The sequence below is a fragment of the Pseudomonas tohonis genome, from assembly GCF_012767755.2.
Lineage (GTDB): Bacteria > Pseudomonadota > Gammaproteobacteria > Pseudomonadales > Pseudomonadaceae > Metapseudomonas > Metapseudomonas tohonis.
The window spans coordinates 1,457,587-1,481,392 of record NZ_AP023189.1 but is presented as its reverse complement, the minus strand read 5'-3'; the positions used below and the strand labels follow the sequence as shown (position 1 = coordinate 1,481,392).

Here is a 23,806-nt window from a genome sequence, read left to right as displayed (position 1 = left end):
GCCACGGCAGATTACGCCCATTCCCTCGCCTGACAATCCCCCCGCATGCAATCCGGAGACGCCCCATGCCCCCTACCCTCTCCTCCCGCCCGATCGCCTATGGCTGGGCGCTCGGCCTGCCGCTGGCGATCATCCTCGCCCTGCTGGTGATCGAGCCGACGCGCCTCGACTTCGCCCTGGCCGACCTGTTCTACCGGCCTGGAGAAGGCTTCATCGGCGCCCACAGCTTTTTCCTCGAGGACGTGATGCATGACCGCGCCAAGCAGGCGGTGATCGCGGTGGCGCTGCTGGCCCTGGCCGGGTTCGTCGCCAGTTGCCTGTATCGCCCCTGGTACGGCCTGCGCAGGCGCCTCGGCTATCTGGTCCTGGCGATGGGCCTGTCCACCGCGATCGTGACGCCCCTGAAGGCGCTGACCGCCGTGCACTGCCCCTGGGACCTGACCCGCTATGGCGGCGTGGAGACCTACACCCCGCTGCTGGCCGAACGCGCGCCCACTGCCAAGCCCGGGCGTTGCTGGCCGGGCGGCCACGCCAGCAGCGGCTTCACCTTCTTCGCACTGTACTTCCTCCTGCGCGACCGCAATCGCCGCCTCGCACGCCTCGCCCTGGTCGGAGCCCTGGCCCTGGGCGGGCTGTTCTCGGTGGGAAGGATGATGCAGGGTGCGCACTTTCTCTCCCACAACCTGTGGACGGCGCTGCTGGACTGGCTGATCTGCCTCGGCTGCTACCGCTTGATGCTCTATGCGCCCCAGGCCGACGAGGCGCCCCAAGGCGCCACGGAACTGGCGCCCTAGCAGGTAGCGGGCGCATCGGACGAGCCCGGCCCGCGACTTTTCCACAGGCATGAAAAAGCCCCGCACGAGGCGGGGCTTCTTTCAGACCGGATGGACTGGGTGGCTTACATCATGCCGCCCATGCCGCCCATGCCGCCCATGTCCGGCATGGCCGGAGCAGCCTTGTCTTCCGGCAGCTCGGCAACGATCGCCTCGGTGGTGATCATCAGGCCGGCGATGGAAGCAGCGGCTTGCAGCGCGGTACGGGTGACCTTGGCCGGGTCGATGATGCCGAACTCGATCATGTCGCCGTACTGGCCGGTGGCAGCGTCGTAGCCGTAGTTGCCCGAACCCTGCTTGACCTTGTCCAGAACCACGGAGGCCTCGTCACCGGCGTTGGTGACGATCTGGCGCAGCGGAGCTTCGACAGCGCGACGCAGGATGTTGATACCAGCGGTCTGCTCTTCGTTGGCACCGGTCAGGTCCTTGATGGCAGCCAGGGCGCGAACCAGGGCTACGCCACCGCCAGGAACCACGCCTTCTTCCACTGCAGCGCGGGTAGCGTGCAGGGCGTCTTCAACGCGGGCTTTCTTCTCTTTCATCTCGACTTCGGTGGCAGCGCCAACCTTGATCACGGCAACACCGCCAGCCAGCTTGGCCAGGCGCTCCTGCAGTTTTTCCTTGTCGTAGTCGGAAGAGGTTTCCTCGACCTGCTTGCGGATCTGGGCAACACGCGCCTCGATGTCGACCTGCTGGCCGGCGCCATCGATGATGGTGGTGTTTTCCTTGCTCAGGACCACGCGCTTGGCGTTGCCCAGGTGCTCCAGGGTGGCGCTTTCCAGGCTCAGGCCGACTTCTTCGGAGATGACGGTACCGCCGGTGAGGATGGCGATGTCCTGCAGCATGGCCTTGCGGCGGTCGCCGAAGCCCGGGGCCTTGACGGCAGCCACTTTGACGATGCCGCGCATGTTGTTGACGACCAGGGTGGCCAGGGCTTCGCCTTCGACGTCTTCAGCCACGATCAGCAGCGGACGGCCGGACTTGGCAACGGCTTCCAGAACCGGCAGCAGTTCGCGGATGTTGGAGATCTTCTTGTCGACCAGCAGCAGCAGCGGGCCGTCGAGCTCGGCCACCATGGTGTCCGGCTTGTTGATGAAGTAGGGGGACAGGTAGCCGCGGTCGAACTGCATGCCTTCTACGACGGACAGTTCGTTTTCCAGGCCCGAGCCTTCCTCGACGGTGATCACGCCTTCTTTACCGACCTTCTCCATGGCTTCGGCAATGATGTTGCCGATGGAGTCGTCGGAGTTGGCGGAGATGGTGCCGACCTGGGCGATGGCCTTGGTGTCGGTGCACGGCTTGGACAGGTTCTTCAGCTCGGCGACGACGGCGGCGGTGGCCTTGTCGATGCCGCGCTTGAGGTCCATCGGGTTGAGGCCGGCAGCGACCGACTTCAGGCCTTCGGTAACGATGGCCTGGGCCAGGACGGTGGCGGTGGTGGTGCCGTCACCGGCAGCGTCGTTGGCCTTGGAGGCAACGTCTTTCACCAGCTGGGCGCCGATGTTCTCGATGCGGTCCTTCAGCTCGATTTCCTTGGCGACGGAAACGCCGTCCTTGGTGATCAGCGGGGCACCGAAGCTGCGCTCCAGAACCACGTTACGGCCTTTCGGGCCGAGGGTGGCTTTCACGGCATCAGCCAGGGTGTTAACGCCAACGAGCAGTTTCTTGCGAGCGGCATCGCCGAATTTTACGTCTTTAGCAGCCATGTTCTTTTTCCTCGAATTCTATGGGGGAAAGGGGGGTGGTTCAGGCTTCGATGACAGCGAGGATTTCGTTCTCGCTCATCACCAGCAGCTCTTCACCATCGACCTTGATGGCGTTGCTGCCGGAGTAGGGGCCGAATACCACCTGGTCACCCACTTTCACTGCCAGGGCACGGACTTCGCCGTTGTCCAGAACGCGACCGGTACCGACGGCGACCACTTCACCGCGGTTCGGCTTCTCGGCAGCCGAGCCCGGCAGCACGATGCCGCCAGCGGTCTTGGTTTCTTCTTCGCTGCGACGGATTACGACGCGGTCATTCAGGGGACGAAGCTTCATTGTCTAACTCTCCCAATCAGTGTTTTCCGGCGCCGGTACGAACGACCGGCGGGTTAGCGAAATCCGGCGTGGCCGGCTGCGGGGTGCAGGGCACTCCGCTGAAGTCTGACCTTGCCGGCGAGGGCAAGGAACCTTGCGGTGACCGATACATAGGGGCGTTCGGAGGCATTTCAAGGGCAGCGGCTGAAAATTTTGCAGGAAGTTCAGCGCCGCCGACCGGGGGCTCAGTTGTCGCGGCGCTCGTACTCGCCCTCGATCACGTTCGGGCGGGTCTGCCCGCTGCGGGCGGCGAGGTCGTCGGCGAAGGCACGCTGGCGCAGGGCCTGCTCCTGGGCGCGCTTGAGCAGGCGACCGATCAGCAGGCGACGGGTGAAGGGAATCAGGCACAGCACGCCGAAGATGTCGCTGATGAAGCCGGGCAGCAGCAGCAGGCCACCGCCGACGGCGATCAGCAGGCCTTCGAGCATTTCCTGCTCGGGCATCTCGCCACGGGCGAGTTTCTCCCGCGCGCGCCAGGCCGTGGCGACCCCGGCGACCCGCAGCAGGACGCTGCCGAGCACACCGGTGCCGATGACCAGCAGCAGGGTCGGCAGGACGCCGATCACGCTGCCGACCTGGATCAGCACGGCCAGTTCGATGATCGGGAAAAGCAGGAAGAGGAACAGAAAGACACGCATCGAGGGATCCTTGACGGAAGAACGGCTTCCGATGGCAATTTAGATGAAGCCGCCCTCCCTCGAATTCAAGCGTCGGGTTCGGCGACGGACGGCCAGGCTTCGGCGCGCGCCAGCGCCACCAGGGCCTGACGGACCGCGCCCGGGTTGTTACAGGATGTTGGGAAGGGCAGCCAGTGCACCACCTGCCCGGTGCGCAGGTGGAAGCCCTCCCCGTCGATGCCGACCATCTCCGCCGCCTCCCCGGGCAGCCCGCGCAATGCCAGGTAGTGGGCGATGGCCGCCTGATGGTCGGCGTTCATGTGCTCGATCATGCTGCGCTCGGCCTCGCCGGCGAAGGGGTTGGCCTGCACCACCTGGTCGATCCAGTGGATGGCGCCGAAGCCGCCGATGAAGCGGGCACGCACGGGCTCCAGCACCCAGAAGTCGAAGTCGTGGGTCTGGTGGTAGTCGCGCGACTGCGGGAAATAGCGGTAGTAGCGCTCGCTGGCGGCAGCGACCTCGGCCTCGTCGGTGAGCTGCCGTGCCTCGGCGAGCAGGGTCAGGCGGCCGACGGCCTGGATGTCATCAGCGCCCCGCTCGCCCACCAGCAGCGAGCACTTGGGATCCTTCTGCAGGTTGTGGGTGTGCTGGGCGATGCGGCTGATGAGGATCAGCGGTCGGCCGGCTGCGTCCAGGCAATAAGGCGCCACCGATCCGAAAGGGAAGCCCGGCATGGCCTTGGACTGGGTCGAGAGGACGCCGCGGTATTCCTTGAGCAGCAATTCTCGGGCATTCTTTGCGGCTTTCACGCTCACCTTCTGACTCCTTGCAGAGAATCCGTCGAAAACGGACGGGCGGCCAGAATAACGGTTCCAGGCCGCCAGCGGGGATAGCGCCACTCAATTCGACTTCGAGGGGAAAAGCATGCAGCTCAAAGACAAGGTCATCATCATCACCGGCGGCTGCCAGGGCCTCGGCCGCGCTATGGGCGAGTACCTCGCCGGCAAGGGCGCCAAGCTGGCACTGGTCGACCTGAACCAGGAAAAACTGGACGACGCCGTGGCCGCCTGCAAGGCCGCCGGCGGCGATGCCCGTGCCTACCTGTGCAACGTGGCCAACGAAGAGCAGGTGACCCACATGGTCGCCCAGGTGGCCGAGGACTTCGGCGCCATCAACGGCCTGGTGAACAACGCCGGCATCCTGCGTGACGGCCTGACCATCAAGGTCAAGGACGGCGAGATGACCAAGATGAGCCTGGCCCAGTGGCAGGCGGTGATCGACGTGAACCTGACCGGCGTGTTCCTGTGCACCCGCGAAGTGGCGGCGAAGATGATCGAGCTGAAGAACGAAGGGGCGATCATCAACATCTCCTCCATCTCCCGCGCCGGCAACATGGGCCAGGCCAACTACTCCGCCGCCAAGGCCGGCGTCGCCGCCGACACCGTGGTCTGGGCGAAGGAACTGGCACGCTACGGCATCCGCGTGGCGGGCGTGGCGCCCGGTTTCATCGAGACCGACATGGTCGCCAGCATGAAGCCCGAGGCCCTGGAGAAGATGACCTCCGGCATTCCGCTCAAGCGCCTGGGCAAGCCCCTGGAGATCGCCCACTCGGTGGCCTACATCCTGGAGAACGACTACTACACCGGTCGCGTCCTGGAACTCGATGGCGGCCTGCGCCTGTAAGGCCGAGCCGCAATGAAAAAGCCCCGCATCAGCGGGGCTTTTTCTTGTCCGGCGGTTGCAGGCCCGTAGCCCAGGCTTCAGCCCGGGAGAGCCGGCTGGATGCTTACCAACCCACGCCGAAACCAACGGTGTAGCGGGTCTCGTCGATCTCGCCTTCGGAGCCGCTGACCATGTCCTTCTCGGCCTTCAGGTTGAGCGAGGCCCAGTCGGTGACCTTGTAGCGCAGGCCCACTTCGGCATCCAGGGAGTAGTCGGCGGCATTGCCCAGCGGGCGGCCGACTTCGCCGACGGTGAAGAGCTCGACCGTCTTGCCCACCAGGTAGCGGTTGTAGTCCCACTTCACGCTGAGCGCGTAGAAGTTGTCCTTCTCGCCATTGGCGTACTCGTAGTCGGTGCGGTTGACCAGGGACGCCAGGGAGAATGCGCCCAGCTCGTCGTCCCAGAACTGGTAGCCGGGACCGGTACCGAGGGTGCGCTGGCGCTCCAGGTCCTCGATCTTGTCGCGCTTGTATTCGGCGCGGCCCTGCCAGAAGAACTTGTCGGTGATGAACCGGTCCAGGGCGTACTCGAGCTCCCAGTTCTCGGTGGTCTTCACGTCGTCCTGGAACTCGCGGTTGTACTCGCCCGTGGCGTTGTGGCGCCAGCGGCCGTGGCGGGCCTTGGTCTTGAAGTCGACGTCGTAGTCGTCGGTGTCCTTCTCGGCGCGCTTGTAGTCCAGGGCCAGGTCGACGTTGCCGGACCAGGTCAGGTCCTCGACGAAGGGCTTGGGCTTCATGATCTGCTCGATGCTGGCCAGCTCGACGGTCCTGGGCGCCTCGCCGTTGGCCAGGATCACCTTGCCGGGCTCGGCCGGGCGCAGGGTCTTGGCGCGCTCGCCGGTGACATCGTCCTGCTTGATCATCAGCTCCTGCTCGCTTTCCAGGGTGGCGATCTTCTTCCAATCCAGCGGGATGGAGCCGCCGTAGTCGGTTTCGAGCATCAATTTGCCGCCGTCGAAGACCCTGATCTTGCCGGACAGGCGATCGCCGTTCTTCATCCACACGGTGTCGGCGAGGGAGGGGGTCGAGGCAGCCGCAATGGCTAGGCACAACAGGGTTCTGGACAACATAGGCGGATACACGGGCTCAAGTTCGCGAAAAACCGGGCATTATCCGCAAGCCCGGCGACTGAGCAAGGACTGACCGACGGACAAGCCTCAAGTTCCACAAAAAGAGGCTTCGGCAGGACCTGTCGCAGAGCGGTTGTCGCCCCCTGTGTCGCCGTCCTATCCTGGCCACCACCCCGCACCGGACACCCGCCGCCATGGCGTCTCGCAAGCCAAGTCCCGACGTGAACACCCCGCACGACCTGCCGACGGCCAGCCCCGAAATGCGCCGCGAAGCGCTGTACCTGACCCTGGCCCAGGTGCCGCCAGGCAAGGTGGTGAGCTACGGCCAGCTCGGCGAAATGGCCGGCCTGGGTCGCGCGGCGCGCTGGGTCGGGCGCACCCTGAGCCAGTTGCCCCACGGCACGCGCCTGCCCTGGCACCGGGTGATCGCCGCCGGTGGACGCCTCAGCCTGCCGGCCGGAAGCCCCTCCGGGGACGAGCAGCGGGCACGTTTGCGGGCCGAGGGGGTCTTCATCCATAACGAACGGGTGGATATGCGTCGGCATGGCTGGCTTCCCATGCCACCCAAGGGTTAGAGTGCGCGCTTTGTCGCGGTTCCGTCGCGTGCACCTCGTCATGGACCGCCCCGTGATTTCTGGACTACACGCCTGATGCCCCACCGTACCTGGCGCGCCGCCCTGGCCGCCTACGCCAGCCCGGCCACCCTCGCGCTGCTCCTGCTGGGCTTCGCCGCCGGCCTGCCGTACATGCTGGTGTTCTCCACCCTCTCCGTCTGGCTGCGCGAGGCCGGCGTCTCCCGCGAGACCATCGGCTTCGCCAGCCTCATCGGCCTCGCCTATGCCTTCAAGTGGATCTGGTCGCCGCTGCTGGACCAGTTCCGCCTGCCGCTGCTCGGTCGCCTCGGTCGCCGTCGTTCCTGGCTGGTGCTGTCCCAGGTCCTGGTGGCGCTGGGCCTGGTGGGCATGGCCCTGTGCGACCCGCAACAGCACCTGACCTGGCTGATCGCGATCGCCGTGGTGGTGGCCTTCGCCTCCGCCACCCAGGACATCGCCGTCGACGCCTACCGCCTGGAGATCGCCGAGGACAGCCGCCAGGCCGCCCTGGCCGCCAGCTACATGCTCGGCTACCGGGTCTCGGCGCTGCTGGCCACCGCTGGCGCGCTGTACTTCGCCGAATGGTTCGGCTCCACCTCGTTGAGCTACGAGTACGGGGCCTGGGCCGGCACCTACCTGCTGTTCGCCCTCCTCATGCTGCCCGGCCTGGTCACCAGCCTGTGGATGCGCGAGCCACGCATCGACGCCCAGGTCCAGACCAGCACCTCGCGCTTCAAGCTCAAGGATCAGCTGGCCTCGGTGCTGATCCTGCTGGTGATGCTCATCTCCCTGCCGGCGATGATCACCGGCATGCTCGACCGCGCCTGGCCGCGCGCCCTGCTCTACTTCCTCTTCCTGGTGGCCTGCCTGTCGCCCTGGGGCCGGCGCCAGATCGCCCCGGTGCGCGAGCTGCTCAGCCAGCAGCGCCGCCAGTTGCTGGTGGCCGCGCGGGGCAAGGTGATCCCCAACTTCGACTTCGTCCACCAGGCGGTGTCGATGATCGTGCTGATCGTCATCCTGGTGACCACCGCGGCGGCCATCAAGGCCTATGCATCGGGCGCCTGGCCGCGCGGCACGCTGTTCGTGCTGATCGCCCTCGCCTGCTTCTCCGCCCCAGGCCGCCTGCTGATGGCGCCGGTGGTCACGCCCATCAGCGAGTTCGTCCAGCGCTACCGCTGGCAGGCGCTGCTGCTGCTGGGGCTGATCGCCACCTACCGCATGTCGGACACGGTGATGGGCGTGATGGCCAACGTCTTCTACATCGACCAGGGCTTCAGCAAGGAACAGATCGCCAGCGTCAGCAAGCTCTTCGGCCTGATCATGACCCTGCTCGGCGCCGGCGCCGGCGGCCTGTTGATCGTGCGCTTCGGCATCCTGCCGATCCTCTTCATCGGCGGCGCGGCGTCGGCGGCGACCAACCTGATGTTCGTGGTGCTCAGCGACATGGGCCCGCACCTGGACATGCTGATCCTCACCATCTCCTGCGACAACTTCAGCGCGGGGCTCGCCACCTCGGCCTTCGTCGCCTACCTGTCGAGCCTCACCAACCTGAAGTTCTCCGCCACCCAGTACGCGCTGCTCAGCTCCATCATGCTGCTGCTGCCGAGGCTGATCGGCGGCTACTCGGGCGTGATGGTCGAATCCCTCGGCTACCACCAGTTCTTCCAGCTCACCGCGCTGCTCGGCGTGCCGACGCTGATCCTCATCGCCGTGCAGTGGGGCCAGGAGCGCCGGCAGCCCGACAGCAGCACCCCGCCGACCACGGAAGCGGACACGCCCCCCGCGCCCCAGCCCCCCGCTGCTCGCGCGCAGTCGGAACAGCCGTAGCGCTCTCCACGGACATGAAAAAGGCCGGCATTCGCCGGCCTTCTCGTAATCGCCTCACCCTGCGCTGGGGACCACCTGCACCATGCGCGGCGGCTGGGCGAGCTGGACGCCCGCCTCGTGCAACTTGTCGCGCACCGACTCGTTGAGCATGAAGATCACGCCCCAGTAGTCGGCGTTGGAGGTCCACATGCGCAGCGACAGGTTGATCGAGGTGTCCCCCAATGCGGAGACCACCACCACCGGAGCCGGGTCCTTGTGCACACGCGGGTCCTCGGCGAGCTTGAGCAGCACCTCGCGGGCCTTGGCCAGGTCGCTGGCGTAGTCGACCTTGACGTCGTACAGCACCTGGCGGGTGGCCTGGTTCGAGTAGTTGGTGATGATGCCGTTGGACAGCGAGCCGTTGGGCACGATCACGGTCTTGTTGTCACCGGTACGCAGCACGGTGTGGAAGATCTGGATCTGGTCCACCGTCCCCATCACGCCCTGGGCCTCGATGAAATCGCCGGCCTTGAAGGGGCGGAACAGCAGGATCAGCACGCCGCCGGCGAAGTTCGCCAGGCTGCCCTGCAAGGCCAGGCCGATGGCCAGGCCGGCCGCACCGATGGCGGCGATGAAGGACGTGGTCTCGATGCCGACCATGGAGGCCACGCTGACCAGCAGCAGCACCTTGAGGACCATGTTGGCCAGGCTGCCGATGAAGCCGTGCAGGGTCTTGTCGACCCGGCGCATGGCCAAAAGGTTGCTGACCCGGTTGGTGATCCGGTTGATCAGCCACCAGCCGATCAGCAGGGTGATCAGGGCCAGCGTGAGCTTGCCGCTGTACTCGAGGATGATCGGCAGCCAGCCTTCGGATCGCCTGACCAGTTCGTCGACGGTTATATCCACACGCACTCTCCTTTCTTGCCTTCACGAGAACAAAAACGCCGTGGACAGGCCACGGCGCAGGTCGCTGACCCTGCACGTTGCGACGCGGGCCAGCGGTGAAGGTTCAAAAAAGCAGCGTCAATCGCGGAAGTTGGTGTACTGCAGCGGGAAGTCCAGGGGCTCGCCGCGCAGCATGGCGATGGCTTCCTGCAGGTCGTCGCGCTTCTTGCCGGTGACACGCACCTGCTCGCCCTGGATCGCGGCCTGGACCTTGAGCTTGCGCTCCTTGATCAGCGCGACGATCTTCTTCGCCAGCTCCTTCTCGATGCCCTCGCGGAACTTCACTTCCTGCTTGACCACCTTGCCGGACGCATAGTGATCCTCGATCTCCATGCAGTGGATATCGATCTTGCGCTTGATCAGGTTGCTGCGCAGGATGTCGAGCATCTGCTCCAGCATGAAGTCGGCTTCGGCGGTCAGGGTGACGGCCTTGTCCTTGCTCTCGAAACTGCACTTGCCGCGCAGGTCGAAGCGGCGAGCGAGCTCCTTGATCGCGTTGTCCACCGCGTTGGTGAGCTCGTGTTTGTCCAGCTCGGACACCACGTCGAACGATGGCATGGGATTCCTCCAGATAGACGGCGCGACCCACATCACGTAAGGAAGGCGCCTGGCTTGACGGTAAAAAAAGCGGGCCCATTATAACTGAGCAACGGAGCCCGATTTTTGCAGGATTGCATGGCAGCTAAGCATTCAGCTCTGACAGGCGGACGCAAAACCTGCTGAAATAGGCACTAATAGCAACAAGCCACTACCGCCAACCCTTGCCACTTCCCTGTGAGCCTGCCATGCCCAACCCTCATCTCAGCATCCTGGTGGTGGACGACGCCAAGTTCTCCAGTGCCATGATCGGTCGCGCCCTCACCCAGGCCGGCTACCAGGATGTCCGCTTCGCCAGCAGCGCGACGGAAGCCCTGCGCCTGCTCGAGGAGCGCCCCGCCAACGTACTGCTGGCGGACTGGCTGATGCCCGAGATCGACGGCCTCGAACTGACCGCACGGGTGCGCCAGCTGGACGAGATGATCGACCACTACACCTACGTCATCCTGCTCACCGGCAAGGAAGGCGAGAACGTCCTGGGCGAGGCCTTCGACCGCGGCGTCGACGACTTCATCAGCAAGGCGGCGATGAACGAACAACTGGTGCCCCGCGTCTACGCAGCGGACCGCCTGTGCAACACCCTGCAGCGCCTGCTCCAAGAGAACCGGCTGATGACGCAGAACATCGCCAGCCTGGAACAGCGCAACCTGGTGGACCCGCTCACCGGCCTCGGCAATCCGCGCTACCTGCGCCAGAAGCTGTCCGACAGCCTGCGCCAGGTCGAATCCCGTGGCGGCGCGCTGTGCTACCTGCTGATCGGCCTGCACGACGCCTCCGCCCTGCGCGTGCAGTACGGCAACGACTTCTACAACGAGCTGCTCCACGGCGTCGCCCGGCGCCTGCAGCAGCTGGTGCGCCCGCTGGACGTGCTGACCCGCCTGGATGACAACCACTTCGGCCTGATCACCCTGCTCGAAGACCTCCACGAGTGCTCGCCCAGCAGCTTCAAGCGCCTGCACGAAGGCCTCAACCTCAAGGCCTTCAAGACCAGCGAGGGCTTCATCACCCTCAAGGCGGGCATCAGCCTCGTCGGCATGGACGGCAAGGCACTGCCGGTGGACGTGGAGAACATCATCGAACAGGCCTCCCGGCTGCTGCCCGAGTCCTACGCCAGCGGCCGGGTCAGCGCCATCCGCCTGCCCCTGCCGTGACCTGGCATGTCCTCGGCATCGGCAGCCTCGGCAGCCTCTGGGCGATCCGCCTGGCACGCGCCGGGCTGCCGGTGCGCCTGGTACTGCGTGACGCCGACCGCCTGGCCGCCTACCGCGCCGCAGGCGGCCTGACCCTGGTGGAGCAGAGCCGGGCCCAGCGCCTGGACCTGCCCGCCGAACTCGCCACCGACGAGTCCCCCATCCAGCGCCTGCTGCTGGCCTGCAAGGCCTACGACGCCGAGGCCGCCGTCGCCGCACTGGCCCCTCGCCTCGCGCCTGGCGCCGAACTGGTCCTGCTGCAGAACGGCCTGGGCAGCCAGGACGCCGTCGCCGCGCGCGTGCCCCTTGCCCGCTGCATCCTCGCCTCCAGTACCGAAGGCGCGTTCCGCGACGGCGACTTCCGCGTGGTCTTCGCCGGCCACGGCTTCACCTGGCTGGGCGACCCGCACGCCATCGCGCCGCCGGCCTGGCTGAACGAGCTGGAGCGCGCCGGCATCCCCCACGGCTGGACGCCGGACATCCTCTCGCGGCTGTGGCGCAAGCTCGCCCTCAACTGCGCGATCAACCCGCTGACGGTGCTCCACGGCTGCCGCAACGGCGGCCTGGCCGAGCACCCGGCGCAGGTCCAGGAGCTGTGCGCCGAACTCGCCGGACTGCTGCGCCTGTGCGGCCAGCCGGACGCCGCGCAGGACCTGCACGACGAAGTCGGCCGGGTCATCCAGGCCACCGCCGCCAACTACTCCTCCATGTACCAGGACGTCGCCGCCGGACGCCGCACCGAGATCAGCTACCTGCTGGGCTACGCCTGCGCCGCCGCCGAGCGCCACCGCCTGGTCCTGCCGCACCTGCAGGCCCTGCTCAGGCAGTTGCGCGCCCACCTGGCCGAGCGCGGATTGCCGCTGGACTGACCCCGCGCTACCCTGCCGGCAGCCCAACCGCCTGGACCCCACCCCTTGAACAGCCTGCGCCAGCGCCTCGAAAACCTGTCCGTCGGCAGAAAACTGCTGGCCGCCCTGCTGGTCCTGATGGCCACCGTGCTGCTGATCGCCAACCTGGCCTTCATCAGCGCCGCCTACTGGATTTCCCAGGAGAGCATGGCGCCCCAGGCGCTGCAGACCCTCGGCCGCCTGTTCGCCACCGCGCCGCTGTCGCGCGAGGCGCTGGCCTCCCCGGAATCCGCCCGCCGGCTGCTCGACCAACTGGACAGCTACGCTCCGTTGCGCGCCGCCGCCCTCTACGACGGCCAGGGCGAGCTGCTGGCGCAACTGATCAGCGGCAGCATGATGAAACTGCCGCAGCACGCCGAGAAACTGCAACGCTGGCGCCTGCACGAATTCCGCACCAGCCAGGTGGTGGAGCTGCCCCAGGACAACGGCCCGCCCGGCTACCTGCTGCTGGTGGCCTCCAGCGAGCTGCCCGGCGCCTTCTACACCGGGACCCTCACCGCCAGCCTGGCGATCCTGGCCAGCAGCGTGCTGCTCTGGCTGCTGGTGGCACGGCAGATCCGCGTGATGGTCACCGGCCCGATCCGCCGCCTCGAGGAGCTTTCGCGCCAAGTCACCCGCGAGGAGAACTACGCCTTGCGTGCCCAGCGCGGCAACCGCGACGAGATCGGCAGCCTGGCGGACGCCTTCAACACCATGCTCAGCCGCATCGAGGCGCGAGAGCAGCAGCTCAAACGCGCCCGAGACGACTCGCAGAACGCCGTCGACCAGGCCCAGGCGCTGGCCGAGGAGACGCGTCACTCCAACCGCCGGCTGGAGCTGGAAGTGCAGGTGCGCAGCAAGATCGAGAAGAAGCTCACCGGGTTCCAGAACTACCTCAACAGCATCATCGACTCGATGCCTTCGGCGCTCATCGCCCTCGACGAGCAGCTCTATGTCACCCAGTGGAACCAGGAAGCCACCGCGCTTTCAGGCACCACCCTGGACGATGCCCTCAACCAGCCGGTGTTCCTGGCCTTCCCCTCGCTCAAGCCCTTCCTGCCGCAGATCAAGCTCACCGCCGAGCGCCACAAGGTGGAGAAGGTCGAACGGGTGAGCTGGCTGCTGGGAGACGAGGTCCGCCACTACAGCCTGACCTTCTACCCCCTGATGGGCGGCACCGGGCGTGGCGTGGTGATCCGCGTCGACGACATCACCCAGCGCCTGTCCATGGAGGAGATGGTGGTGCAGTCGGAGAAGATGCTCAGCGTCGGCGGGCTGGCCGCCGGCATGGCCCACGAGATCAACAACCCGCTGGGGGCGATCCTGCACAACGTGCAGAACATCCGCCGGCGCCTGTCACCGGACCTGGAGAAGAACCTGGAGCAGGCACGGGCCGACGGCATCTGCCTCGACTCGGTGAACCACTACCTGGAAGCGCGCGAAGTGCCCAAGCTGCTGGACGGCATCCACCAGGCCGGCACCCGCGCGGCGAAGATCGTCACCCACATGCTTTCCTTCAGCCGCCGCAGCAACCGCCAGCTCGCGCCCTGCCTGCTGCCGGTGCTGCTCGACCAGGCGGTGGAGATCGCCAGCAACGACTTCGACCTGACCGAGGGGTTCGACTTCAAGGGCATGACCATCACCCGCGAATTCGACCCCGACCTGGGGCCGGTGCCGGGCACCGCCAACGAACTGGAACAGGTGCTGCTGAACCTGCTGAAGAACGCCGCCCAGGCCATCCACCAGCGCGACGATGACCAGGAGGGCCGCATCATCCTGCGTACCCGCCTGGCGCCGCCCTGGGCGGAAGTCCAGGTGGAGGACAACGGCGTCGGCATTCCGGAGAACGTGCGCAAGCGCATCTTCGAGCCCTTCTTCACCACCAAGGAGGTGGGCCAGGGCACCGGGCTCGGCCTGTCCGTCTCGTATTTCATCATCACCAACAACCACAAGGGCCAGATGGAGGTGCACTCCAAGCCGGGCCAGGGAACCTGCTTCACCCTGCGCCTGCCATTGACCTCCGGCCCCTCGGGAACCTGATATGGGCAACCGCCTCTCGAAGATCTACACCCGCACCGGCGACACGGGCGAGACCGGGCTTTCCGGCAACCGTCGCGTCGCCAAGGACCACCCGCGTATCGAGGCCATCGGCGAGGTGGACTCGCTCAACAGCCACCTGGGCCTGCTGCTGGCGCAACTGGCCGAGCGACACGCAGCCCGGCCGGCCTTGGGGGATGTGATCGACGTCCTCGCCCCCTGCCAGCATCGCCTGTTCGACCTGGGCGGCGAACTGTCCATGCCGGAGTACCAGGTGCTGCAGGAGAGCGAGGTGCAGCGCCTGGAAGCGGCCATCGACCGCTGGAACGAGGAGCTGGGCCCGCTGAAGAACTTCATTCTGCCCGGCGGCTCGTCCCTGGTGGCCCAGGCCCACGTCTGCCGCTCCGCCGCCCGCACCGCCGAACGCCGCGCCCAGGCACTCAACGCCGAGGAGCCCTTGCGTGCGGAATTGCTGGCCTACCTCAACCGCCTCTCCGACCTCCTCTTCGTCGCTGCCCGTCTCATCGCACGGCGCGAGGGTGTGGACGAGGTGTTGTGGCAGGCGGCTTCGCGCTGACGGCTGGAAGCTGGAAGCTGGAAGCTGGAAGCTGGAAGCTGGAAGCTGGAAGCTGGAAGCTGGAAGCTGGAAGCTGGAAGCTGGAAGCTGGAAGCTGGAAGCTGGAAGCTGGAAGCTGGAAGCTGGAAGCTGGAAGCTGGAAGCTGGAAGCTGGAAGCTGGAAGAGCCTGGGGGATCGACGGAAGCCGTCAACCCCTAGGCTTATTTATTTGACTGGATGTAGGTGAACCCCGCTTCACTGCCCCACCTAGCGGAACCCGGATCGGCACCGCCGGTGGATGCAACGAGGGCATCCATCAACACAGAAGAAGCTTCAAGCTTCAAGCTTCAAACTCGAGCGGGCCAGAACGCCCGTATCCCCGCCACACCCTGGGCGCCGATCTGCCAGGCGCGCTCGGTGTCGTCGGGGCCGACGCCGCCGAGCAGGAACACCGGTTTGTTGAAGCGACGGATCATTTCCCGTGCAGCGTCCCAGCCCAGCGGCTGGGCTTCGGGGTGGGTCTGGGTGGGTTGCAGGGGCGACAGGGTGACGAAGTCCACGCCCATCTCGGTCGCCAGCTCCAGCTCTTGCGCGCTGTGGCAGGAAGCAGCCAGCCAGCGCTCCCTGGGGAACGGGCGGCCGCGGGGGGCGTAGCGCCGCAACTGGTCGGCGGTGAGGTGCCAGCCGGCGGCGGGAAAGTCCCCCAGCCATTCCAGCGGCCCTTTGAGCATCAGCTGTGCACGACGGGCGCAGAGCCCCTGGATATCCACGGCCAGGTCGCGGTACTGGGCGTCGAACATGTTCGGCGCGCGCAGCTGGATCAGCTTTGCGCCTTCGGCCAGCGCGGCGCGGACACCCTGCAACAGTTCCTGGGGCTCCAGCTCGTCGGGCGTGATCAGGTAGCGGTCGGGCAGGCGCGCGGCCGCCACGATCGGCTGGTTGGCGGCGGGGAACTGGTAGTCGCCCAGTTCATGGTTGCTGGCCCAGGCCAGCGGCTGGCCTTCGGCACCGTGTGGCTCGCCATCGAAGGCGGTGACTTCCCAGACATCCAGCAGCACCTGCTTGTCGGGATAGTCGTGATGCACCTGGATCAGCGGGCGCGAGGCGCTCACGCGGATGCCCAGTTCCTCTTCCAGCTCCCGCGACAAGGCCGCCTGCACGGCCTCGCCTTCCTCCACCTTGCCGCCCGGGAACTCCCACAGGCCGCCCTGGTGTTTGTCGTCCGGGCGGCGTGCGATCAGCACCCGGCCGTCGGCGCCGCGGATGACCGCGGCTGCGACGTGCACTCGCTTCATTCGATGATCTCCGTTTCCTGCAGGGCGGCCTGGTACCAGCGCTGGAACGCGGGCCACCGGTAGATGGTGTCGACGTAGGCCGCGGCTTCGCCGGGAAGCTCGACGGCGTAGCTGCGCAGGCGGCTGGCCACCGGCGCGTAGAAGGCATCGGCGATGCTGGCATGGCCGAACAGATAGGGGCCGTCCTGGCCGAAACGGCGACGGCAATCCGACCAGATGGCGCAGATGCGGCGGATGTCCTCGGCGGCCTCTTCGGGGATGCCATCCAGCGCCTGGTTGCGCTTCATGTCCATGGGCATGTGGCTGCGCAAGGCGACGAAGCCGCTGTGCATCTCGGCGCAGATGGCTCGCGCATGGGCGCGGGCCGCCTGGCCGAAGGGCCAGAGGTGGGCCTCGGGGAAGCGCTCGGCAAGGTATTCGGCAATGGCCAGGGAGTCCCAGATCGCGCCATCGGCCTCGGTCTCCAGCACCGGCACCTTGGCGGTGGGCGAATGGGCCAGCAGGCGCCTGTGGCTATCGGCAGCGTAGAGCGGGATGCGCAGCTCTTCGAAAGGGGCCTCGGTGAGCGCCATGGCGAGCCAGCCGCGCAGCGACCAGGACGAGTAGTTCTTGTTGCCGATGACCAGGGTGAGTGCCATGCGTTTCTCCTTGAGACCCGGTTATCCAGAGGGGTCGCTGGACCTTAAAAGGCGCAGGCGGGGATGGCAAATTCCCGTTGCTCATGGGGCCATGAACAACGGGAATGCCAGGAGCCGGAGCGGCTGCCACCGCGAACCGAGTCGCGGCGGCACGGGACTCAGGTGCGGTATTCCGCGTTGATCTTGACGTACTCGTGGGACAGGTCGGTGGTCCAGATGGTTTCGCTGCAGGCGCCACGTCCCAGTTCGATGCGGATGCCGATCTCTTCGCGAGCCATCACGGCGGCACCCTGGTCCTCGGTGTAGGTCGAGGCACGGCCGCCCTTGCTGGCAATGCAGACCTCGCCCAGGAACACGTCGATCTTGCTCACGTCCAGTTGCGGCACGCCGGCACGGCCGACTGCGGCCAGGATGCGGCCCCAGTTCGGGTCGGAGGCGAACAGCGCGGTCTTGATCAGCGGCGAATGGGCCACGGCGTAGGCCACGTCCAGGCACTCCTGGTGGGTGCCGCCGCCGTTGACCTGCACGGTGACGAACTTGGTGGCGCCTTCACCGTCACGGACGATGGCCTGGGCCACTTCCATGGAGACTTCCAGCACCGCCTGCTTGAGCGCGGCGAAGAGCTCGCCGCTGGCCTGGGTCACTTCCGGCAGGGCCGCCTGCCCGGTGGCGACCAGCATGCAGCAATCGTTGGTGGAGGTGTCGCCGTCGATGGTGATGCGGTTGAAGGACTTGTTGGCGGCATCGCGCAGCAGGTCCTGCAACACGCCCTGCGCGACCTTTGCGTCGGTGGCGATGTAGCCGAGCATGGTGGCCATGTTCGGCCTGATCATGCCGGCGCCCTTGCTGATGCCGGTGACGGTGACGGTGACGCCGTCATGCACGAACTGGCGGCTGGCACCCTTGGGCAGGGTGTCGGTGGTCATGATGCCGGTGGCGGCGGCAGCCCAGTTGCCTTCGGAAAGATCGGCCAGGGCGTCGCCCAGGGCGGCTTCGATCTTCTCGACCGGCAGCGGCTCGCCAATCACACCGGTGGAGAACGGCAGCACGGCGCTGGCGTCGACGCCCGCCAGTTCGGCCAGTTTGGCGCAGGTGCGCTCGGCGGCGGCGAGGCCTGGCTCACCGGTGCCGGCGTTGGCGTTGCCGGTGTTGGTCAGGAAATAACGAACGGGCCCCAGGACGCGTTTCTTCGACAGGATCACCGGCGCGGCACAGAAGGCGTTGAGGGTGAACACGCCCGCTACGGTGGAACCCTCGGCGCAGCGCATGACCACCACGTCCTTGCGGCCAGGGCGCTTGATGCCGGCAGAGGCGATGCCGAGTTCGAAACCGGGAACCGGGTGCAGGGTGGGCAGGGGGCCGAGACCAACAGCCATGGAAGCGCTCCTTGTCGTGTCGTCAGTTGAATCGGCGGCTGGGCGCTGCCGTTCAGGGGATGTCGAGTTGAAAACGCCGCGAGCGGCTGGGCCGGTCGCGGCGTGGGGAACTACAGCTTAGCCTCAGCTGATCTGGCCGTGGCAGTGCTTGTATTTCTTGCCGGAACCACAGGGGCAGGGCTCGTTGCGGCCGACCTTGGGTTCGGTGCGGACGGGAGCGGCGGCTACCGCGACGTCGCCTTCCTCGCCCTGCAGGTGGGCTTCGGGCTCTTCCAGGCCGGGGGCCTCGGCATGCTGGAACTGCATGCGCTTGGCCAGTTCCTCGGCTTCGCGACGCAGGCGGGCCTCTTCCTCGGCCGGGTCTTCGCGACGGACCTGGACATGGGACAGGACGCGGATGGTGTCGCGACGGATGGAATCCAGCAGTTCCTGGAACAGGGTGAAGGACTCGCGCTTGTATTCCTGCTTGGGGTTCTTCTGCGCGTAACCGCGCAGGTGAATGCCGTGGCGCAGGTGATCCATGGTGGACAGGTGGTCCTTCCACAGGTCGTCCAGCACGCGCAGGAGCATCTGTTTCTCGAAGGAGCGCAGGGCTTCGGCGCCCGCCAGCTCTTCCTTCTCGTTGTAGGCGGCGATCAGTTGCTCGAGGATCTTGGTGCGCAGGGTGTCCTCGAACAGCTTGTCGTCTTCGTCCAGCCACTGCTGGACCGGCAGCTTGATGCCGAAGTCGCTGTACAGGGCGGCTTCCAGGCCGGAGATGTCCCACTGCTCGGGCAGCGATTGCGGCGGGATGTGGGCGTCGATGGTGCGGCCCAGCACGTCCTCGCGGAACTCGGCGATGGTCTCGCCGATGTCTTCGGCCGCCAGCAGGCTGTTGCGCATGTGGTAGATCACCTTGCGCTGCTCGTTGGCCACGTCGTCGAATTCGAGGAGCTGCTTGCGGATGTCGAAGTTGCGGCCTTCGACCTTGCGCTGCGCCTTCTCGATGGCGTTGGTCACCATGCGGTGCTCGATGGCCTCGCCGGACTGCATGCCCAGGGCCTTCATGAAGTTCTTCACCCGGTCGGAGGCGAAGATGCGCATCAGGCTGTCTTCCAGCGACAGGTAGAAGCGGCTGGAGCCCGGGTCGCCCTGGCGACCGGCGCGGCCACGCAGCTGGTTGTCGATGCGGCGGGATTCGTGGCGCTCGGACGCGACCACGTGCAGGCCACCGGCCTCGATCACCTGCTGGTGACGCTTCTGCCATTCGGCCTTGATCTGGGCGACCTGCTCCTCGGTGGGGTTCTCGAGGGCGGCGACTTCGACTTCCCAGTTGCCGCCAAGCAGGATGTCGGTACCACGGCCCGCCATGTTGGTGGCGATGGTCACGGCGCCGGGGCGGCCGGCCTGGGCGATGATCTCGGCTTCCTTCTCGTGGTACTTGGCGTTGAGCACCTTGTGCTCGATGCCGGCCTTGACCAGCAGCTGCGAGACGTACTCGGAGCTCTCGATCGAGGCGGTGCCCACGAGCACCGGACGGCCATTGGCCTGGCAATCCTTGATGTCGGTGATGATGGCGGCGTACTTCTCTTCCTGGGTCAGGTAGACCAGGTCGTTGAAGTCCTTGCGCGCCACCGGACGGTGGGTCGGGATCACCATCACTTCGAGGCCGTAGATCGAGTGGAACTCGAAGGCTTCGGTATCGGCGGTACCGGTCATGCCGGCCAGCTTGGTGTAGAGGCGGAAGTAGTTCTGGAAGGTGGTGGAGGCCAGGGTCTGGCTCTCGGCCTGGATGTTCAGGCCTTCCTTCGCCTCGATGGCCTGGTGCAGGCCCTCGGAGAGGCGGCGACCGGGCATGGTGCGGCCGGTGTGCTCGTCGATCAGCAGGACCTGGTCGTTCTGCACGATGTACTCGACGTTGCGGTGGAACAGGGTGTGGGCGCGCAGGCCGGCGTAGACGTGGGTCAGCAGGCCCAGGTTGTGCGCGGAGTACAGGCTCTCGCCCTCGGCCAGCAGGCCGGCCTGGGTGAGCATGTCCTCGATGAACTGGTGGCCCTGCTCGTTGAGCTCGACCTGGCGGGTCTTCTCGTCGACGGAATAGTGACCTTCCTGGACGACGTTGCCCTCTTCCGGCTCGATGTGCTGCTTCAGGCGCGGGATCAGCTTGTTGATCTGCATGTACAGCTTGGAGCTGTCTTCGGCCTGGCCGGAGATGATCAGCGGCGTCCGCGCCTCGTCGATGAGGATGGAGTCCACTTCGTCGATAACGGCGAAGTTCAGCTCGCGCTGGAACTTGTCTTCCAGGCTGAAGGCCATGTTGTCGCGCAGGTAGTCGAAGCCGAATTCGTTGTTGGTGCCGTAGGTGATGTCGGCAGCGTAGGCAGCGCGTTTTTCTTCCGGCGGCTGGAACGGGGTGACGATGCCGACGGTGAGGCCGAGGAACTCATACAGCGGACGCATCCAGTTGGCGTCGCGGCGGGCCAGGTAGTCGTTCACGGTGACCACGTGCACGCCCTTGCAGGACAGCGCGTTGAGGTAGACCGGCAGGGTGCCCACCAGGGTCTTGCCCTCACCGGTGCGCATCTCGGCGATCTTGCCTTCGTGGAGGGTCATGCCGCCGATGAGCTGCACGTCGAAGTGACGCATGCCCATCACGCGCTTGCCGGCCTCACGCGCGACGGCGAAGGCTTCCGGCAGGATCTGGTCGAGGGTCTCGCCCTTGGCTACCCGCGCCTTGAACTCTTCGGTCTTGGCTCTGAGCTGCTCGTCGGACAGCGCGACCATCTGCTCTTCCAGGGCGTTGACCGCCTGGACAGCCTTGGCCATGCGCTTCACTTCGCGCTCGTTCTTGCTTCCAAAGAGTTTCTTCAACAAAGGCGCAAACATATCGACAGGATCTTCCACATATATGGATGGGGGGCGGCCCCGGAGTCGCCCGCGCAGCCTTCATGGCTGCTTGCGAAGGGGGCATTCTACCCGGATTCGTTGTAGAGAAAAGTAGCGTTATTCCGCGGCTGCGGAACGGGCTATATAGAGGGCCGGGTTGACCACCTCGCCACCGCGGGTGACCTCGAAGTGGACGTGCGCACCGGTGGAACGACCGCTGCTGCCGACCTTGGCGATGGCCTGGCCACGCTGCACCAGATCACCCACCTGCACCAGGTTCTTCTGGTTGTGCGCATAGAGGGTACGGTAGCCATCCGCATGGCTGATCTCGACCATGTTGCCGTAGCCGGTCTTGCGTCCGGACCAGGTGACGACGCCCGCACCGACGGCCAGGACATCGCTGCCGGCCTTGGCCGCGAAGTCCACGCCCTTGTGCTTGCTCAGGCGGCCGGTCAAGGGGTCGCTGCGCACGCCGAAGGGCGAGGAGATGTAGCCCTGCAGCACGGGGCGTCCGGCCAGGTGCTCGGCCTCGCTGATGCGGCGCTCGCCGAGCAGCTGTTCGAGGACTTCTAGCTGCTGCTCGCGGCTGTCGAGGCGCTCGGTCAGGCTGTCCAGCACGTCCATGAAGGGCGGTGCCTGGTAGGCCGGCGCATCGAGCGGGTCTTCCGGGCCGCCCTGGCCGACGTTGAGGGAGAAATCGAACTCGCTGGCGTCCAGGTCCGCCAGTTCCGCGACACGTTCGCCCAGGGCGTCGAGCCGGGTTAGGCGCGCCTGCAGGTCGGCGATGTGGGCGCCAAAGGCGTCCAGCTGACGCTGGGCGTCGGCGCGCGCCTGGCTCACCTGGCTACGCTGCTCGTCGAGCGCGAGCGTCATCTGCTGGCTGTCTTCGGCAGCGGGCGCCGCGGGCCTGATCCAGGCACCGAGGGCGATCCCCGAAGCGAGCACCAGCGCCAGCAGCAGGCCACCGAGCCCCAGGAGCACGCGCAGGTCGAGACTCAGCGAACGCGCCGCCCCGTGCCTGCGGCTCAGAAGAATGATGTGCATGACTTCCCCAATTGATCGAGCGTTACCCGGTGCAGCCTTCTGCTACCATGGCCACTCTGTTTTCTTCAGGCGTCCTGCCATGTCTTTTCGTCCCTTGCCGGCCCGGTCCCCCGCCGCACTGCTGCGCGAGGAAAAACCGCTCAAGGCCCTGTTCAACCAAGCCCAACGCATCGACCACTTGCAACAGTTGCTGGAAAGCCAGCTGCAACCAGCGGCGCGTGAACATTGCCGTGTAGCGTCGTGGCGCGAGGGCTGCCTGATGCTGATCATCAGTGACGGCCACTGGGCGACGCGGCTGCGATACCAGCAACGCCGGCTGCAACGTCAGCTCCAGGCCCTCGAAGAGTTCGCGACGTTAACGAAAATCATCTTCAAGGTGCAACCTTCCCAAGGCTCGGGACGTGCACCAGGCCGCACCATCGAGCTGTCGGCCTTTGCCGCCGAAAGCATCCAGGCCACCGCGGAAGGGATCGAGGATCCCAAGCTGCGTGCTGCCCTGGAGCGCCTCGCCGAGCGCGCCCGCAAGCCCGAGCGCGACTGACCCCTCCCGCGACAATCCGCCGCTTCGCCCTTACCTATTTTCCCGGCACAAAAAAAGAGGCCACCCCGTGGGGTGGCCTCCAAAGAAGGAAAGAGGTGTTGCTTACACGGCCGCTACCGGGCGCATGTAGGAAATGGGTGCGGTCTTGGCATCTTCGAAGGTGACCACTTCCCAGGCATCCTTGTCGGCGATCAGTGCACGCAGCAGGCGATTGTTGAGTGCATGACCGGACTTGAAGCCACGGAACTCGCCGATGAGGCTGTTGCCGAGCAGGTAGAGGTCGCCGATGGCGTCGAGGATCTTGTGCTTGACGAATTCGTCCTCGTAACGGAGGCCGTCCTCGTTCAATACGCTGTCCTCATCGACCACGATGGCGTTCTCGACGCTGCCGCCCAGAGCCAGATTGTGCGAGCGCAGGAATTCCAGATCGCGCACGAACCCGAAGGTACGGGCACGGCTGACTTCCTTGACGAAGGTGGTGCTGGAGAAATCGACCGACGCTTTCTGGGTACGACCGTTGACCACAGGGTGGTCGAAGTCGATCTCGAAAGTGACCTTGAAGCCATCGAACGGCACGAAGGTGGCGCGCTTGTCGCCATCCTGCACGCTCACTTCGCGCTTGATGCGAATGAAGCGCTTGGCGGCTTCCTGCTCCTCGAGACCAGCGGACTGGATGAGGAACACGAACGGGCCGGCGCTGCCATCCATGATCGGTACTTCGGCGGCGGACAGCTCGACGTAGGCGTTGTCGATGCCCAGGCCAGCCATGGCCGAAAGCAGGTGCTCTACCGTGCCGACCTTGACGTCGCCATTGAAAAGGTTGGTGGACATGGTGGTCTCACCGACATTCTCGGCATAGGCGGCGATCTGGACGACGGGGTCCAGGTCGGTACGGCAGAACACGATGCCGGTATCCACAGGGGCGGGCTTGAGGGTCAGGTAGACCTTTTCCCCGGAATGCAGCCCTACGCCTGTGGCACGGATGACGTTCTTTAAAGTGCGTTGTTTGATCATGGCAGTGGCCGCTTTCGCGCTAGTTGCGAACAGTTTTCAACAATGGCCGGGGATGATAGCAGAACCGGCCTTTGCTGAACACCAATCACAGGCATAGCGTC

21 protein-coding genes and 1 pseudogene are annotated in these 23,806 nt (G+C 66.0%); 9 read left to right on the top strand and 13 right to left on the bottom strand.

What is annotated here, in order from left to right; genetic code table 11:
• Positions 1-65 precede the first annotated feature (65 nt).
• On the top strand, positions 66-794 hold the full coding sequence (locus HSX14_RS06895; RefSeq protein ID WP_173179704.1) for a phosphatase PAP2 family protein: 729 nt from the start codon (positions 66-68) through the stop codon (positions 792-794).
• 104 nt (positions 795-898) lie between these two features.
• On the opposite strand, the gene groL is transcribed toward HSX14_RS06895, so the two are convergent.
• The 4 genes from groL to HSX14_RS06875 form a co-directional block, all read right to left on the bottom strand.
• Positions 899-2,539 carry a chaperonin GroEL gene (groL, locus tag HSX14_RS06890; RefSeq protein ID WP_173179706.1) on the bottom strand — a complete coding sequence of 547 codons (1,641 nt, stop codon included), beginning with the start codon at positions 2,537-2,539 and terminating at the stop codon, positions 899-901.
• Between the two features lie 40 nt (positions 2,540-2,579).
• Complete coding sequence (locus tag HSX14_RS06885; protein WP_111263046.1) at positions 2,580-2,873, bottom strand: co-chaperone GroES; 294 nt, start codon at positions 2,871-2,873, stop codon at positions 2,580-2,582.
• A gap of 224 nt (positions 2,874-3,097) precedes the next feature.
• Positions 3,098-3,550, bottom strand: coding sequence for an FxsA family protein (locus HSX14_RS06880; RefSeq protein ID WP_173179708.1), 453 nt, complete (start codon positions 3,548-3,550; stop codon positions 3,098-3,100).
• Between the two features lie 65 nt (positions 3,551-3,615).
• Positions 3,616-4,344: a HugZ family pyridoxamine 5'-phosphate oxidase gene (locus HSX14_RS06875; protein WP_173179710.1), complete on the bottom strand. Its 729-nt coding sequence runs from the start codon at positions 4,342-4,344 to the stop codon at positions 3,616-3,618.
• A gap of 109 nt (positions 4,345-4,453) precedes the next feature.
• Between HSX14_RS06875 and HSX14_RS06870 the strand changes: the two genes are divergently transcribed.
• The gene (locus tag HSX14_RS06870; RefSeq protein WP_111263043.1) at positions 4,454-5,212 is read left to right on the top strand and encodes an SDR family oxidoreductase; all 759 of its coding nucleotides are present in this window, start codon (positions 4,454-4,456) and stop codon (positions 5,210-5,212) included.
• A 103-nt stretch (positions 5,213-5,315) separates the two neighbouring features.
• Here HSX14_RS06870 and HSX14_RS06865 read toward each other — a convergent pair whose 3' ends face one another.
• On the bottom strand, positions 5,316-6,320 hold the full coding sequence (locus HSX14_RS06865; protein WP_173179712.1) for a DUF481 domain-containing protein: 1,005 nt from the start codon (positions 6,318-6,320) through the stop codon (positions 5,316-5,318).
• Between the two features lie 194 nt (positions 6,321-6,514).
• Between HSX14_RS06865 and HSX14_RS06860 the strand changes: the two genes are divergently transcribed.
• Both HSX14_RS06860 and HSX14_RS06855 read left to right on the top strand, forming a co-directional pair.
• On the top strand, positions 6,515-6,895 hold the full coding sequence (locus HSX14_RS06860; RefSeq protein WP_173179714.1) for an MGMT family protein: 381 nt from the start codon (positions 6,515-6,517) through the stop codon (positions 6,893-6,895).
• Positions 6,896-6,970: 75 nt separating this feature from the next.
• Entirely contained in the window at positions 6,971-8,740 is a 1,770-nt protein-coding gene (locus HSX14_RS06855) for an AmpG family muropeptide MFS transporter (protein WP_173179716.1), read from the top strand.
• A 54-nt stretch (positions 8,741-8,794) separates the two neighbouring features.
• Here the strand turns inward: HSX14_RS06855 and HSX14_RS06850 are convergent, their stop codons facing one another.
• Together HSX14_RS06850 and HSX14_RS06845 are read right to left on the bottom strand one after the other, a co-directional pair.
• Positions 8,795-9,631, bottom strand: coding sequence for a mechanosensitive ion channel family protein (locus tag HSX14_RS06850; protein ID WP_228723548.1), 837 nt, complete (start codon positions 9,629-9,631; stop codon positions 8,795-8,797).
• Between the two features lie 111 nt (positions 9,632-9,742).
• Complete coding sequence (locus tag HSX14_RS06845) at positions 9,743-10,222, bottom strand: YajQ family cyclic di-GMP-binding protein (protein ID WP_173179720.1); 480 nt, start codon at positions 10,220-10,222, stop codon at positions 9,743-9,745.
• 221 nt (positions 10,223-10,443) lie between these two features.
• Between HSX14_RS06845 and HSX14_RS06840 the strand changes: the two are divergent.
• The 4 genes and pseudogenes from HSX14_RS06840 to HSX14_RS06825 form a co-directional block, all read left to right on the top strand.
• Positions 10,444-11,412: pseudogene (locus tag HSX14_RS06840) on the top strand (GGDEF domain-containing response regulator); the annotation flags it as partial.
• Positions 11,409-12,320: a putative 2-dehydropantoate 2-reductase gene (locus HSX14_RS06835; RefSeq protein WP_173179724.1), complete on the top strand. Its 912-nt coding sequence runs from the start codon at positions 11,409-11,411 to the stop codon at positions 12,318-12,320. The pseudogene HSX14_RS06840 and the gene HSX14_RS06835, both read left to right, overlap by 4 nt.
• Positions 12,321-12,365: 45 nt before the next feature.
• Complete coding sequence (locus HSX14_RS06830) at positions 12,366-14,378, top strand: HAMP domain-containing sensor histidine kinase (protein ID WP_173179726.1); 2,013 nt, start codon at positions 12,366-12,368, stop codon at positions 14,376-14,378.
• Between the two features lies 1 nt (position 14,379).
• A complete protein-coding gene (locus tag HSX14_RS06825; RefSeq protein ID WP_173179728.1) occupies positions 14,380-14,952 on the top strand; it encodes a cob(I)yrinic acid a,c-diamide adenosyltransferase in 573 nt (190 codons plus the stop codon).
• A gap of 327 nt (positions 14,953-15,279) precedes the next feature.
• Here HSX14_RS06825 and HSX14_RS06820 read toward each other — a convergent pair whose 3' ends face one another.
• From HSX14_RS06820 to HSX14_RS06800, 5 genes are all read right to left on the bottom strand, one after another.
• Positions 15,280-16,227: a Nudix family hydrolase gene (locus tag HSX14_RS06820; RefSeq protein WP_173173126.1), complete on the bottom strand. Its 948-nt coding sequence runs from the start codon at positions 16,225-16,227 to the stop codon at positions 15,280-15,282.
• Positions 16,224-16,865 (bottom strand): glutathione S-transferase family protein, encoded by a 642-nt coding sequence (locus HSX14_RS06815; protein WP_173173128.1) that lies wholly within the window; start codon positions 16,863-16,865, stop codon positions 16,224-16,226. The genes HSX14_RS06820 and HSX14_RS06815 overlap by 4 nt, the downstream gene beginning before the upstream one ends.
• A 158-nt stretch (positions 16,866-17,023) precedes the next feature.
• Positions 17,024-18,241 (bottom strand): bifunctional glutamate N-acetyltransferase/amino-acid acetyltransferase ArgJ, encoded by a 1,218-nt coding sequence (gene argJ / locus HSX14_RS06810; RefSeq protein WP_173173130.1) that lies wholly within the window; start codon positions 18,239-18,241, stop codon positions 17,024-17,026.
• 123 nt (positions 18,242-18,364) lie between these two features.
• Complete coding sequence (gene secA / locus HSX14_RS06805) at positions 18,365-21,106, bottom strand: preprotein translocase subunit SecA (protein ID WP_173173132.1); 2,742 nt, start codon at positions 21,104-21,106, stop codon at positions 18,365-18,367.
• Between the two features lie 117 nt (positions 21,107-21,223).
• Complete coding sequence (locus HSX14_RS06800) at positions 21,224-22,150, bottom strand: M23 family metallopeptidase (RefSeq protein WP_173173134.1); 927 nt, start codon at positions 22,148-22,150, stop codon at positions 21,224-21,226.
• Between the two features lie 79 nt (positions 22,151-22,229).
• On the opposite strand from HSX14_RS06800, the gene HSX14_RS06795 reads away from it, so the two are divergent.
• Positions 22,230-22,691 (top strand): DciA family protein, encoded by a 462-nt coding sequence (locus HSX14_RS06795; RefSeq protein ID WP_173173136.1) that lies wholly within the window; start codon positions 22,230-22,232, stop codon positions 22,689-22,691.
• 102 nt (positions 22,692-22,793) lie between these two features.
• Here the strand turns inward: HSX14_RS06795 and lpxC are convergent, their stop codons facing one another.
• Complete coding sequence (gene lpxC, locus HSX14_RS06790) at positions 22,794-23,705, bottom strand: UDP-3-O-acyl-N-acetylglucosamine deacetylase (protein ID WP_111262449.1); 912 nt, start codon at positions 23,703-23,705, stop codon at positions 22,794-22,796.
• Positions 23,706-23,806: the final 101 nt, after the last annotated feature.